The organism is Pluralibacter gergoviae ATCC 33028 = NBRC 105706, from assembly GCF_001598855.1.
GTDB classification, from domain to species: domain Bacteria; phylum Pseudomonadota; class Gammaproteobacteria; order Enterobacterales; family Enterobacteriaceae; genus Pluralibacter; species Pluralibacter gergoviae.
The window spans coordinates 15,152-28,118 of the sequence record NZ_BCZS01000024.1; the positions used below are offsets into that span (position 1 = coordinate 15,152).

Sequence of the window (12,967 nt, forward strand, 5' to 3'; positions counted from 1 at the left end):
GCGCTGGGCCTGTTTGCGCAAATGGCCGAGGGTCGGCTGCCGGGTGGCCCGCCCTATATCCTGCTCAGGGAGGCGTTTGCGCACGATGCCGATCTGGATTTGTGTGCGCGGGCGCACGGCGAGTAGCGTGTGAGAGAAGCAAAATTGCCGGGGTGTCAGCGCTTGCCGCAGCGGCAACGATTTTTCTTCAGGCGGGCCGGGAGCTGGCGCAGCGCGTTGATGCGCTGCGCCTGGGGTCAGGCGCCCGGCGATGAGGTAACCTTACTGCTTCCAGAAGTTGTCGAACACCGTGATCGGCGGGCGGCGCTTGTGCTCGGTCTTCAGATACCAGCCCTCAATGATTTTGCTAATCTCTGCAGGCACGGTTTTGCCTTCCAGATAGTCGTCGATATTTTCATATGTGACGCCAAGCGCGGCCTCGTCCGGCAGGGAAGGACGATCGTCCTCAAGGTCAGCGGTCGGCGCCTTCTTATAAAGATGCTCCGGACAGCCGAGCGTCGCCAGCAGCTGCTTGCCCTGGCGCTTGTTGAGGCGAAAAATCGGGTTGATGTCGGTGCCGCCGTCGCCGTATTTGGTAAAGAAGCCGGTGACCGCTTCGGCGGCATGATCGGTGCCGACCACTACGCCTTTGCTCATGCCGGCGATGCTGTACTGCGCCTTCATGCGCTCGCGGGCCTTTTCGTTGCCGCGCACGAAGTCGCTCAGCTCAATGCCCGCTTCGCGCAGGGCCTGTTCGCTGGCGAGTACCGCGCCCTTAATATTGACGGTCAGCACGCGGTCCGGCTGGATAAAATCAATCGCGTCCTGGCAGTCCTGTTCATCGGCCTGCACGCCATAGGGCAGGCGCACGGCGATAAACTGCAGGCTCTGGTCACCGCTTTCTGCGCGCAGTTCGCTGATGGCGGTCTGGCACAGCTTGCCGGTGAGGGTGGAATCCTGGCCGCCGCTGATGCCCAGCACCAGAGATTTAATAAAAGGAAAGGTTTGCAGGTAGGACTTGAGGAAATCCACGCTGCGGCGGATTTCCTCTTCGCTGTTAACCTGCGGCTTGACGCCGAGCGCCGCGATAATCTCTTGTTGCAAAGCCATGTCTCTCTCCCGGAAATGATCAGTTGCAATAAAGCTACCTCTTTGTCGTTAAAACGACAAGGATCACAGTTTTGAGTGCTGCAAAACAGCACGGTTCAGAGTCTCGTGCGGCCTTTAGGGAATGTTCCGAAAGTTATCCCTCTTAAATCATCAGGTTGAAAAATAGCGATCTTTATTCCAGGCTTAACCCTGCACTGATAAAAAAAACGAGGATGGAATATGAACAAGAATATCGCAGGAATGTTAGGCGCAGCAGCAGTACTGGCGATGCTGGCAGGGTGTACTGCCTACGATCGTACCAAAGATCAGTTTACTCAGCCGGTGGTCAAGGACGTGAAAAAAGGCATGACCCGCCAGCAGGTTGAGGCCCTGGCAGGTAAGCCGTCTTCAGAAGTATCAATGATCCACGCGCGCGGAACTTGCCAGACCTATATCCTGGGTCAACGCGATGGTAAAATTGATACCTATTTTGTTGCCCTGGACGATACCGGACATGTCATTAACTCCGGTTATCAAACCTGCGCCCAGTATGATACCGATCCGCAGGCGCCGCAGCAGACAAAGCAGCAGAGCGGACTTCTGCGCTAACCAAAAATCACAACCCGGTCTCCTGACCGGGTTTTTTATGTCGCTTTGCTTATTTAATTGCGCGAATTATTTGGCCGAAATGTGAAGGTAGTCATAAGCAAAGGTCAACGAGAGACAATTTTCCCCTATAGCGAATTATCCTGGCGTAAAGTCATGCCGTATACTCACCTCATAAGCACGACGTAACATTTCGTTACCGCTGCCCCGGCCCGGCGCCACAGGAGTGAGCCCGTCAGCCGGCAAAAAAGCCAATTGAGGAAGCTAATATGGAAAAGAAACATATCTATCTGTTTTGTTCAGCGGGCATGTCCACCTCTCTGCTGGTCTCAAAAATGCGCGCCCAGGCTGAGAAATATGAAGTGCCGGTTATTATTGAAGCATTTCCCGAAACCCTCGCGGCTGAAAAAGGCCAGCAGGCCGATGCCGTATTATTAGGACCGCAAATTGCCTATATGCTTCCGGAAATCCAGCGCCTGCTGCCGAATAAGCCGGTACAGGTTATTGATTCCGTACTGTATGGCAAAGTCGATGGTTTAGGCGTTCTCAAAGCCGCCGTCGCGGCGATTAAGCAGGCAGCAGCACAGTAATTTTTGTATTTATTTTAATTTTCCCGTCAAAGAGTTATTTCATACACAAGCGCCGTAACTTTCGGTTACGGCTTTTTAAGGGTATTTTCTATGAGTAAAGTTATTAGCTCTCTTGAAAAGGTACTCCTTCCTTTTGCAGTTAAAATAGGAAAGCAGCCGCACGTTAATGCGATTAAAAACGGCTTTATTAAACTGATGCCGCTGACCCTCGCGGGGGCCATGTTTGTATTAATTAATAACGTTTTTCTCAGTTTTGGCGAAGGCTCCTTCTTCTATTCACTTGGCATTCGTTTAGACGCTTCCACCATTGAGACCCTGAATGGTTTTAAAGCCATCGGCGGCAACGTGTACAACGGTACGTTGGGCATTATGTCGCTGATGGCGCCTTTTTTCATCGGCATGGCGCTGGCGGAAGAACGAAAAGTCGACCCTATGGCGGCGGGACTGCTGTCGATTGCGGCCTTTATGACCGTTACCCCTTACAGCGTCGGTGAAGCCTATGCGGTAGGCGCCAACTGGCTGGGCGGGGCGAATATCATCTCCGGCATTATTATTGGCCTGGTGGTGGCGGAGATGTTTGCCTTCGTGGTGCGCCGCAACTGGGTTATACGGCTGCCGGCTAGCGTTCCCGGATCGGTTTCCCGCTCTTTCTCGGCGGTGATCCCCGGTTTTATCATTCTCTCTATTTTCGGGATTATCTCCTGGGCGCTGGGCCACTGGCAGACCAACTTCCACCAGATAATCATGGATTCCATCTCCACGCCGCTGGCGTCGATGGGCGCCGTGGTCGGCTGGGCGTACGTTATTTTTACCTCGCTGCTGTGGTTCTTCGGCGTGCACGGCTCGCTGGCGCTCACCGCGCTGGACAACGGCATCATGACCCCGTGGGCGCTGGAAAATATCCAGCTCTATCAGCAGTACGGCTCCGTTGACGCGGCGCTGGCGGCGGGTAAAACCTTCCACATGTGGGCCAAGCCGATGCTTGACTCCTATATTTTCCTCGGTGGCACCGGCGCTACCCTGGGTCTGATTATCGCCATCTTTATCGCCTCGCGTCGCCAGGATCATCGTCAGATTGCCAAGCTGGCTCTGCCGTCGGGCATTTTCCAGATTAACGAGCCTATCCTGTTTGGTCTGCCGATCATCATGAACCCGGTGATGTTTATCCCGTTCGTGCTCATCCAGCCGCTGCTGGCTGCCATCACCATGACCGCCTACACGCTGGGGATCATCCCGCCGGTCACTAACCTGGCGCCCTGGACGATGCCGACGGGTCTGGGGGCATTCTTTAACACCAACGGCAGTATCGCCGCGCTGCTGCTGGCGCTGTTCAACCTCGGGGTGGCGGTCGTGGTTTACCTGCCGTTCGTGGTGATCGCCAACAAGGCGCAGACCGTTATCGAGGAAGAAGAGAGCGAAGAAGATATTGCCAACGCACTGAAATTTTAATTTTCCGCGGTGCGGCACGCGCCGCGCCGCCCGAACCGAGAAGGAATAAGCATGTTCGATCTGGATAATGTTGTAGCGGAAGAGGTCAAGGAAAACGATCTTGAAGAGGTGGTGATGGGGCTTATCATCAACTCCGGACAGGCCCGCAGCCTGGCCTACTCGGCCCTCAAGCAGGCAAAACAGGGTGACTTTGCCGCCGCGAAGGCGACGATGGAGCAGTCGCGGGCGGCGCTGAGCGACGCGCACCGCGTGCAGACCCAGCTGATTGAGAGTGATGAAGGCGAGGGCAAAATGAAGGTCAGCCTGGTGCTGGTTCATGCGCAGGATCATCTCATGACCTCAATGCTGGCCCGCGAACTGGTAGCCGAATTGATTGAACTTCACGAGAAGGTACAATAACGGGCAGATATCGCGATGAGGCAACCGAAGATGACCACCGTGGAGATGAACACCGCCCTTGAGCAGAAGCTGTTTAACGGCAAAAACTTTCACGTCTTCATCTACAACAAAACCGAAAGCATCAGCGGGCTGCACCAGCACGACTACTACGAGTTCACGCTGGTGCTCACCGGACGCTGCTATCAGGAAATTAACGGCAAGCGGGTGCTGCTGGAGCGTGGGGATTTCGTCTTTATCCCGATTGGCTCCTGCCATCAGAGCTTCTACGAGTTTGGCGCGACCCGCCTGCTCAATGTCGGCATCAGCCGCCGCTTTTTTGATAAGCACTATCAGCAGCTGTTGCCCGGTTTTCTGGTTGCCTCACAGGTCTACTCCGTTAAGAGTCCCTTTCTCAGCTATATAGAGTCGGTTATTGCATCACTGAATTTTCGCGACAGCGAGTTTGATGAATTTATTGAGGTGGTCTCTTTTGCCATTATTAACCGCATGTGCCACTTCCGCGAAGAGCAAACGCAGGACGTGGTACCCCAGTGGTTAAAAACAACGGTGGAAGTGATGCACGATAAAAATAAATTCGGTGAAAATGCGCTGGAAAATATGGTGGCGCTGTCGGGTAAGTCACAGGAGTATTTAACCCGGGCCACCCAGCGCTTCTACAGCAAAACACCTATGCAGATAATTAACGATATCCGCATTAACTTTGCCATGAAGCAGCTGGAAATAACCAACTATTCGGTAACCGATATTGCCTATGAGTCCGGGTACAGCAGCCCCAGCCTTTTTATTAAGACGTTTAAAAAGCTGACCTCCTTTACCCCCAGCAACTATCGCAAGCGGCTTACCGTTATTAATAACTGACGGCGTGCGGGTGCCCGCAGCCAATTAATCAATATTATTTTTCCGCGCGCAGCGGGAGGGATCCCCGCATCCCGCATGCGGAAATCAAAGGGAGAACGTGATGAGCCAGAAATTAAAGATTGTCACTATCGGCGGCGGCAGCAGCTATACGCCGGAACTGCTTGAAGGCTTTATCAAGCGCTATCATGAACTGCCGGTCACCGAGCTGTGGCTGGTGGACGTGGAGGAGGGGAGCCACAAGCTCGACATCATTCACGCCCTCTGCGAACGGATGATAGAAAAAGCGGGCGTGCCGATGAAGGTCTATAAAACCCTCGATCGCCGCGAGGCCCTTAAGGGCGCGAACTTTGTCACCACCCAGCTGCGCGTCGGGCAGCTGCAGGCGCGGGAAAAAGATGAACGCATCCCGCTCAGCCACGGCTATCTCGGCCAGGAGACCAACGGCGCGGGCGGCCTGTTTAAAGGGCTGCGCACCATTCCGGTTATTTTCGACATCATTAAAGACGTGGAGGAGATTTGCCCCGACGCGTGGGTGATTAACTTCACCAATCCGGCGGGCATGGTCACCGAGGCGGTCTATCGCCACACCGGCTTTAAGCGCTTTATCGGCGTGTGCAATATTCCGATTGGCATGAAGATGTTTATCACCGACGTGCTGGCGCTGACGCCAGAAGACGACCTCTCTATTGACCTCTTCGGTCTCAATCACATGGTGTTTATCCGCGATGTGCTGGTCAACGGCGAGTCGCGTTTTGCTGAACTGCTCGACGGCGTGGCCAGCGGCAAGCTGACCGCCAATACGGTGAAAAATATCTTCGATATGCCGTTCAGCGAGGGGCTTATCCGATCCCTTAACCTGCTGCCGTGCTCCTACCTGCTTTACTACTTTAAGCAGAAGGAGATGCTGGCCATTGAGATGGGCGAATACTACAAGGGCGGCGCCCGGGCGCAGGTGGTGCAGAAGGTTGAGAAGCAGCTGTTTGAACTCTATAAAGACCCCGATCTGAAGGTGAAGCCGAAAGAGCTGGAGATGCGCGGGGGCGCCTACTACTCCGACGCCGCCTGCGAGGTGATCAACGCCATCTATAACGACAAGCAGGCCGAGCATTATGTTAACGTACCGCATCACGGCCATATCGATAATATTCCCGCCGACTGGGCGGTGGAGATGACCTGCATCGTAGGCCGCGACGGCGCGAAGCCCCACCCGCGCGTCACCCACTTTGACGAGAATGTGATGGGGCTTATCCAGACCATTAAAGGTTTTGAAGTGGCGGCAAGCCGGGCGGCGCTCAGCGGCGAACTCAACGACGTGGAGCTGGCGCTGAACCTTAGCCCGCTGATCCACTCCGACAGCGACGCCGCCGTACTGGCAAAAGAGATGCTGCTGGCCCATGAAAAGTGGCTGCCGAACTTCGCCGCGGCGATCAAAGCGCTCAGACAGTAACGGGAGAGGCTGATGGAACGTATTCTGATCGTCAATGCCGATGATTTTGGCCTCAGCCGGGGCCAGAACTACGGTATCGTCGAAGCCTGCCGCAACGGGCTGGTGACCTCAACCACCGCGCTGGTTAACGGCGAGGCCATTGTCCACGCCGCCGGGTTGAGCCGCACGCTGCCCGAGCTGGCGGTGGGCATGCATTTCGCGCTCACGCTCGGTAAACCGCTGACCGCCATGCCGGGCCTGACCCGCGACGGCAGGCTCGGGAAGTGGCTCTGGGAGATGGCGGAAGCGGGCGCGCTGCCGCTGGACGAAATCCGCCGCGAGCTGATCGCCCAGTACCAGCGCTTTATCGACCTGTTCGGCGCGGCGCCAACCCATATCGATAGCCACCACCACGTGCATATGATCCCGCCGGTTTTTGCCATCGTCGCCGCTTTTGCCAAAGAGATGGGCGTACCTGTACGCATTGATCGGGCGCTGCAGCAGCGCGATGGCCTTGATGCGGCCGGCCTGCGCAGCAGCGACGGCTTCAGCAGCGCCTTCTACGGCAATGGTGTCAGCGAAGCGCTGTTTCTTGAGGTGCTGGAGACCTCAATTGCCGCCGGAGAGCGCTCGCTTGAGGTGATGTGCCATCCCGCGTTTGTGGACAATACCATTATGGGCAGCGCCTACTGCTATCCGCGTCTGGCGGAACTGGAGATACTGACCTCGGCATCGCTGCAGCAGGAGGTGGCGATGAAAGGGTATCGCCTGGGAAGCTACCGGGACGTGTAGGGAATTGCGCCCGGCACATTTGCCGGGCGCGTTTTGAGGGTTAGACCGGGCGCAGACCCGGTTTTTTTATGCCGGAATGGCACCTATTTTTGCTTCTCGCGACCACACGCGGTGGGCGGCCAGCAGATCCATCAGCGCGTCCATGGCATCTTCCGTCACGCGCTTATCTTCGACCAGCCCCTCTTCGCCGCCGCTGCTGACGCCGAAAGCGTCCTTAAAGTCGCGGGCATCGCCGGCCAGCAGGATCGGCTTAAGGTGCTTGTAGGCCTCCAGCAGATAGTAGCGCGCGTCGCCGCAATCCTTCAGGCTGGCGGCGCCTTCTCCGGGGACAATCACCGCATCAACCGTCAGCGAGGGGGCCGCGGTGAAGGTGGCGCTCACCGGCAGCTGGGTGCCGTCGTCCGCTTCCACGGTGCCCATCCGCCGATAAAGCAGCTTGGCATGCACGCCTTTATCCTTAAGCGCCTGCAGCAGCGTCAGGATCTCGTCGGCGGCGGGCTTATCGCCCAGCAGCACGCCAACCACTCGCCCTTTGATCGATCCGCCCGGCAGCGCGTAGAGGCTGAGGGTTGGATCTTTGCTCAGGCCGTTTACCGGCGGCGGCGGAGCCACGTTACGCTGCGCATCGCTGAGGGTAATACCGAGATTGTCCGCCACGCCCTGCGCCAGCTGAAGATCGATATGCGTCAGCCTGTCGACGACCCGCTCGCGGATATAGGCGCGTGCGACTTTACTCAGCTCAAAGCTGAAGGCGTCGATGATGTGCTGCTGCTCAACCGGCGTCTGGCTCAGCCAGAACAGGCGCGGGTGGGAGTAGTATTCGCCGAACGACGGGCTGCGCTGGCGGATGGTCTCGGCATCCACGCGCTCGCGGCGGGACTCGAAGCCGCCGCCTTTCGCCGCCGGCGGCGTTTCCCGCGGCCAGTTATCGTTGATCGAGTTGGGCTCATAGTTGGCCGGATTAGTATCAATATCCATCCGGTGCATACCGTCGCGCTGCAGGTTATGGTACGGGCAGGTGGGACGGTTAATCGGGATCTCGTGGAAGTTCGGCCCGCCCAGGCGGCTTATCTGGGTATCGGTGTAGGAAAATAGCCGTCCCTGCAGCAGCGGGTCATCGCTAAAGTCGATACCGGGTACGATGTGGCCCGGATGGAACGCCGCCTGTTCGTTTTCGGCGAAGAAGTTATCCGGGTTGCGGTTAAGCACCATTTTGCCCACCCGCTCGACCGGCACCAGCGCCTCCGGGATAAGCTTGGTCGGGTCGAGCAGGTCGAAATCGAATTTAAACTCGTCCTCTTCCGGGATCAGCTGCAGGCCCAGCTCGTATTCCGGATAGTCTCCGGCCTCGATGGCCTCCCACAGCTCGCGGCGGTGGAAATCCGGATCGCGCCCGGTAAGCTTCTGCGACTCGTCCCACACCATAGAGGCGGTGCCCGCTACCGGCTTCCAGTGAAAGCGCACGAAGGTGACTTTACCCTCGGCATTGATCAGCCTGAAGGTGTGGATACCGAAGCCTTCCATCGTGCGGTAGCTGCGCGGCAGGCCGCGGTCCGACATCGCCCAGATAACGTTGTGCAGCGTTTCCGGCTGTAGAGAAATATAGTCCCAGAAGGTATCGTGGGCGCTGCCGCCCTGCGGTATCGCCCAGTGCGGCTCCGGCTTCACCGCGTGAACGAAGTCGGGGAACTTGATGGCGTCCTGAATAAAGAAGATGGGGGTATTGTTGCCGACCAGGTCAAAAATGCCCTCGTCGGTATAGAACTTGGTCGCCCAGCCGCGGATATCACGTACCGTATCGGCGGAGCCGGCGCCGCCCTGGACGGTGGAGAAGCGGACGAAGACCGGCGTCTTTTTCGACGGATCGCAAAGAAACGCGGCTTTGGTAATCGCGCTCAGGTCCTTATACGGCTGGAAGTAGCCGTGCGCCGCAGAGCCGCGGGCGTGAACAATACGCTCGGGGATACGCTCATGGTCAAAGTGGGTGATCTTTTCGCGAAGGATGAAATCCTCCAGCAGGGTAGGGCCGCGATTGCCCGCCTTCAGCGAGTTCTGATCGTCAGCGATGCGTACGCCCTGATTGGTGGTCAGCGGCTGCTCGTCGCCCGCTTTACGAAAGGCCTCCAGCGCGTCCAGCTTATCGCTGTGTGTATCCGGCGCTTTGCGGCTACCCGGGGCCGTTGGCGCCTCGCCGGGCGCCGTAGGATGCGGCGGCGCGAGGTGCGCGTTATCTGCCGGGGCAAGAGAACCCAGTCCCGGCTTGCCCTGTGCCTCATCGCTGACCGGCACGCCGTGGTGATGCTGTTTTTTATCCGACATTGCGTTCTTCTCCCGTTACCAACTTGCGGTATTTTTTTAGTTAAAAACCCATTAACTATAGACAGAGAACGAATATCCCTGGAAATAACCGGATTAATCCCTACTCAACGGCAGGGGCGACGCGCGGGTCTGCGATCGGCTATCATAGAGGGTCACGACTTCGTTTACTGTTTTGGTACTTCCGCCTATGAAACCGCTGCGTCAGCAAAACAACCGCCCGATAATCAGCTATGTGCCCCGCGTTGAACCGGCGCCGCCGGAGCATGCCTCAAAAGTTGAGGGCTACCGGGACGTCTGGCTGCTGCGGGGCAAATATGTGGCTTTTGTGCTGATGGGCGACAGGTTCGCACGCTCTCAGGCCTTTAGCGTGCCGGAGGCGGCCCAGCGCTGGGCGGCGCAGATGCGCCAGGAAGGGGAGGTCGGGGAGGAGTAAGTGCGGCGGCGACCGGGAAAGCGTATCGTGCCGGTCGCCGCGCGGTAAGGCTTGGCTAGCGCGCTTAGCGGTGCGCCAGCTCGACCTCTTCTTCACTGTCAAAGACCGTTTTGTCGGTCTGGCGCAGCCACTGGCTGGTCAGGGTGCCGGCGGTCATCGAGCCGTTAACGTTCAGGGCCGTACGTCCCATATCAATCAGCGGTTCCACCGAGATAAGCAGGGCCACCAGGGTGACCGGCAGCCCCATCGCGGGCAGCACGATCAGCGCCGCAAAGGTGGCGCCGCCGCCCACGCCGGCCACGCCCGCAGAGCTGATGGTGACGATCCCGACCAGGGTGGCGATCCACACCGGGTCCAGCGGGTTGATGCCGACCGTCGGGGCGACCATCACCGCCAGCATTGCCGGATAGAGTCCGGCGCAGCCGTTCTGGCCGATGGTCGCGCCGAACGACGCGGAGAAGCTGGCGATCGACTCCGGCACGCCCAGGCGGCGGGTCTGGGTTTCAACGTTCAGCGGGATTGACGCGGCGCTGGAGCGGCTGGTGAAGGCGAAAGTCAGCACCGGCCACACTTTGCGGAAGAACTTAAGCGGGTTAACGCCGTTTGCGCCGAGCAGCAGGCCGTGGACCACAAACATGATCGCCAGCCCGAGGTAGGAGGCGATCACGAAGCTGCCGAGCTTAATGATGTCCTGCATATTGGAGCCGGCCACCACTTTGGTCATCAGCGCCAGCACGCCGTACGGCGTCAGCTGCATCACCAGGCGCACCAGCTTCATCACCCAGCTCTGCAGCGTGTCGATGGCGGTCAGCACCCGCTGGCCCTTCGGCGCGTCGTCTTTCAGCAGCTTCAGGGCGGCGACGCCGAGGAAAGCGGCGAAAATCACCACGCTGATGATGGAGGTCGGGCTGCCGCCGGTGAGGTCGGCAAACGGGTTTTTCGGAATAAAGGAGAGCAGCAGCTGCGGCACCGACAGGTCGGCTACTTTTCCGGCGTAGTTACTCTGGATAGCGTTCAGGCGCGCGGTCTCCGCCGAACCCTGTACCAGCCCTTCGGCGGTCAGGCCGAACAGGTTAGTCACCAGCACCCCCACCAGTGCGGCAATCAGGGTGGTAAACAGCAGCGTACCGATGGTCAGGACGCTGATCTTACCGAGCTGAGAAGCGTTGTGCAGACGCGCGACGGCGCTAAGAATAGAGGCAAATACCAGCGGCATCACGATCATCTGCAGCAGCTGCACGTAGCCGTTGCCGACAATGTTGAACCACTGAATGGCGTCCTTCAGCACCGGGCTGTCGGCGCCGTAAATCAGCTGCAGCCCGAGGCCAAACACTACGCCCATGACGAGGCCAAGAAGGACCTTTTTAGCCAGGCTCCACTGCTTGTGGCGGGTTTGCGCCAACAGCAATAGCAAAGCCACGAACACGGCGATGTTCGCGATAAGTGGAAAATTCATCCTGTTCTCCTGATGGTGTAATACGATCCTGTACCGGATCGATTTTAATCGCGCAAGAGTAACAGATGTGTGATTTGCTGCTTATATCCAAATGGAATGGGTTATAGCGAAATGCATTTTTCCGCTTAGCAATCATCCACTTTGATGATGAATAAGCCTGTCGAAGCGTATCTGCAGTGTGCTGATAAGGCTGGACGACCAGCGCACCGCGCTATTGTCCGGCAGCGACTGCGGCATCCATACGGCGTAAACGAACAGCGCCATGCACAGCACCCGCTCCAGCTGATTACCTTTTTGCGGCACCAGGATCGGCAGGCGAAAGCGCCAGCGGCAGGGCCACAGCAGCGGTACGCCCGCCGGCGTCAGCATATCGGCCAGAATATGGCTCAGATAGCCGAGCACCAGCCCCTGCAGCACATCGGCGGGCACGATCCAGCTATCCGGCACCTTAAGGTAGAACAGCGTCAGCGCACCAAACACCGCCAGCAGGCTGTGGGTGAAGCCACGGTGGCCGAAGGCCCTCGCTATCGGTTTTGAGATCCAGCTTAACCGCTGGCCGAGGAGCGATCGGGGGTGGTCGATATCCGGCAGCAGGCAGGTGACCACCGCAGCCGGAACGATGTGCCACCAGTCGCCCTGCGCCAGCACCGGAGTCAGTTCGGCGTTTTTGGCGAACACCGCGCAGGCTATGGAAAAGAGCAGGTGGCCTTCCGCCGTCATAGTGATACCCATAAACTGTTAATCTATACAGTATAGGGTTTTTATACAGGGGACGGAAGAGGTGACGGTGTAACTCTTTGTCACAAAGGTCAACTTTTTCTGGCGGCGGGTGCCGCCAGCGGGGGGATTAGCCGAGAAGGTGTGCCGCGGTGAGCTGTTCCATTGTCGGGAGCTTAACATCGGCAAGGGCGTAGCGCGGATCGTTAAAGATAGCGTGTTCGGGCACCACAATAGATCGCATGCGCGCCGCTTTGCTGGCGATCATGCCGTTGACCGAATCCTCCAGCGCCACGCAGGCCAGCGGAGAAACGCCAAGCTGCTCCGCGCAGTTGAGATACACCTGCGGATGCGGCTTGCTGTAGGGCAGCGCTTCCGCGGAGGAGAGCGCGTCAAACTGGTCGCGCAGGCCGAACATCGCCAGCACCTTCTCCAGCATGTGTAGCGGCGATGCAGAGGCCAGGCCGACCTTCAGGCCCTGGTCTTTACACAGGGCGATGGCTTCGCGCACGCCCGGCAGCAGGGGGCGCTCTTCTTCAACCAGGGCGATAGCGCGGTTGATAATCTGTGCCGTGACCTCGGCACGTCCCGGGCCCTGCCAGGGCTGCTGGGCATACCACAGGTCGACGACCATATCGATGCGCAGTCCGAGCGTGTCCGGCAGTTCGCCGCGGCGGGACACGTCAACGCCCAGTCCGGCGATAACCTCGAGTTCGGCGCGATCCCATAGCGGCTCAGAATCAATTAGCAGGCCGTCCATATCAAAAATAGCGGCTAAAATGTGGCGCCGGGTGGTCATCATAGAACTCCTTCGAAGTAAAAATGCCAAAAATCAGGCATTCATCCTACCGCAT

General features: G+C 58.0%; 13 protein-coding genes. 8 read left to right on the top strand and 5 right to left on the bottom strand.

Translation table 11 applies throughout. The annotated features are described in order from the left end of the window. Nucleotides 1-261: 261 nt before the first annotated feature. A complete protein-coding gene (nadE, locus tag ENGE1_RS19740) occupies nt 262-1,089 on the bottom strand; it encodes an ammonia-dependent NAD(+) synthetase (protein ID WP_048252534.1) in 828 nt (275 codons plus the stop codon). A 219-nt stretch (nt 1,090-1,308) separates the two neighbouring features. Here nadE and osmE point away from each other — a divergent pair, with 219 nt between their 5' ends. From osmE to chbG, 7 genes are all read left to right on the top strand, one after another. Beyond that, complete coding sequence (osmE, locus tag ENGE1_RS19745; protein WP_043084385.1) at nt 1,309-1,677, top strand: osmotically-inducible lipoprotein OsmE; 369 nt, start codon at nt 1,309-1,311, stop codon at nt 1,675-1,677. A 251-nt stretch (nt 1,678-1,928) separates the two neighbouring features. Beyond that, entirely contained in the window at nt 1,929-2,264 is a 336-nt protein-coding gene (chbB, locus tag ENGE1_RS19750; protein ID WP_225823563.1) for a PTS N,N'-diacetylchitobiose transporter subunit IIB, read from the top strand. A 90-nt stretch (nt 2,265-2,354) separates the two neighbouring features. Then, nucleotides 2,355-3,713, top strand: a complete 1,359-nt coding sequence (gene chbC, locus ENGE1_RS19755; protein ID WP_043084383.1) for a PTS N,N'-diacetylchitobiose transporter subunit IIC — start codon at nt 2,355-2,357, stop codon at nt 3,711-3,713. Between the two features lie 51 nt (nt 3,714-3,764). After that, nucleotides 3,765-4,112 (top strand): PTS N,N'-diacetylchitobiose transporter subunit IIA, encoded by a 348-nt coding sequence (gene chbA, locus ENGE1_RS19760; RefSeq protein ID WP_043084382.1) that lies wholly within the window; start codon nt 3,765-3,767, stop codon nt 4,110-4,112. Between the two features lie 15 nt (nt 4,113-4,127). Beyond that, entirely contained in the window at nt 4,128-4,970 is an 843-nt protein-coding gene (gene chbR, locus ENGE1_RS19765) for a transcriptional regulator ChbR (RefSeq protein ID WP_043084381.1), read from the top strand. 100 nt (nt 4,971-5,070) lie between these two features. Next, a complete protein-coding gene (locus ENGE1_RS19770; protein ID WP_043084380.1) occupies nt 5,071-6,417 on the top strand; it encodes a 6-phospho-beta-glucosidase in 1,347 nt (448 codons plus the stop codon). Nucleotides 6,418-6,429: 12 nt separating this feature from the next. Beyond that, nucleotides 6,430-7,188, top strand: coding sequence for a chitin disaccharide deacetylase (chbG, locus tag ENGE1_RS19775; RefSeq protein ID WP_043084379.1), 759 nt, complete (start codon nt 6,430-6,432; stop codon nt 7,186-7,188). A 66-nt stretch (nt 7,189-7,254) separates the two neighbouring features. Here chbG and katE read toward each other — a convergent pair whose 3' ends face one another. After that, nucleotides 7,255-9,507 carry a catalase HPII gene (katE, locus tag ENGE1_RS19780; RefSeq protein ID WP_048252535.1) on the bottom strand — a complete coding sequence of 751 codons (2,253 nt, stop codon included), beginning with the start codon at nt 9,505-9,507 and terminating at the stop codon, nt 7,255-7,257. A 187-nt stretch (nt 9,508-9,694) separates the two neighbouring features. Between katE and cedA the strand changes: the two genes are divergently transcribed. Then, complete coding sequence (cedA, locus tag ENGE1_RS19785) at nt 9,695-9,940, top strand: cell division activator CedA (protein WP_048252536.1); 246 nt, start codon at nt 9,695-9,697, stop codon at nt 9,938-9,940. A gap of 64 nt (nt 9,941-10,004) precedes the next feature. Here cedA and ENGE1_RS19790 read toward each other — a convergent pair whose 3' ends face one another. The 3 genes from ENGE1_RS19790 to hxpB all read right to left on the bottom strand — a co-directional run bounded on the left by ENGE1_RS19790 (nt 10,005) and on the right by hxpB (nt 12,912). Further along, nucleotides 10,005-11,396 carry an L-cystine transporter gene (locus ENGE1_RS19790; protein WP_045288989.1) on the bottom strand — a complete coding sequence of 464 codons (1,392 nt, stop codon included), beginning with the start codon at nt 11,394-11,396 and terminating at the stop codon, nt 10,005-10,007. Between the two features lie 132 nt (nt 11,397-11,528). Next, a complete protein-coding gene (locus ENGE1_RS19795) occupies nt 11,529-12,116 on the bottom strand; it encodes a metal-dependent hydrolase (protein ID WP_045288988.1) in 588 nt (195 codons plus the stop codon). 127 nt (nt 12,117-12,243) lie between these two features. Beyond that, on the bottom strand, nt 12,244-12,912 hold the full coding sequence (gene hxpB, locus ENGE1_RS19800; protein WP_043084372.1) for a hexitol phosphatase HxpB: 669 nt from the start codon (nt 12,910-12,912) through the stop codon (nt 12,244-12,246). Nucleotides 12,913-12,967 lie beyond the last annotated feature (55 nt).

Coding starts and splice junctions, on each gene's coding strand:
- nadE (WP_048252534.1), bottom strand. CDS start 1,089: ATGGCTTTGCAACAAGAGATTATCGCGGCGCTCGGCGTCAAGCCGCAG.
- osmE (WP_043084385.1), top strand. CDS start 1,309: ATGAACAAGAATATCGCAGGAATGTTAGGCGCAGCAGCAGTACTGGCG.
- chbC (WP_043084383.1), top strand. CDS start 2,355: ATGAGTAAAGTTATTAGCTCTCTTGAAAAGGTACTCCTTCCTTTTGCA.
- chbA (WP_043084382.1), top strand. CDS start 3,765: ATGTTCGATCTGGATAATGTTGTAGCGGAAGAGGTCAAGGAAAACGAT.
- chbR (WP_043084381.1), top strand. CDS start 4,128: ATGAGGCAACCGAAGATGACCACCGTGGAGATGAACACCGCCCTTGAG.
- ENGE1_RS19770 (WP_043084380.1), top strand. CDS start 5,071: ATGAGCCAGAAATTAAAGATTGTCACTATCGGCGGCGGCAGCAGCTAT.
- chbG (WP_043084379.1), top strand. CDS start 6,430: ATGGAACGTATTCTGATCGTCAATGCCGATGATTTTGGCCTCAGCCGG.
- katE (WP_048252535.1), bottom strand. CDS start 9,507: ATGTCGGATAAAAAACAGCATCACCACGGCGTGCCGGTCAGCGATGAG.
- cedA (WP_048252536.1), top strand. CDS start 9,695: ATGAAACCGCTGCGTCAGCAAAACAACCGCCCGATAATCAGCTATGTG.
- ENGE1_RS19790 (WP_045288989.1), bottom strand. CDS start 11,396: ATGAATTTTCCACTTATCGCGAACATCGCCGTGTTCGTGGCTTTGCTA.
- ENGE1_RS19795 (WP_045288988.1), bottom strand. CDS start 12,116: ATGACGGCGGAAGGCCACCTGCTCTTTTCCATAGCCTGCGCGGTGTTC.
- hxpB (WP_043084372.1), bottom strand. CDS start 12,912: ATGACCACCCGGCGCCACATTTTAGCCGCTATTTTTGATATGGACGGC.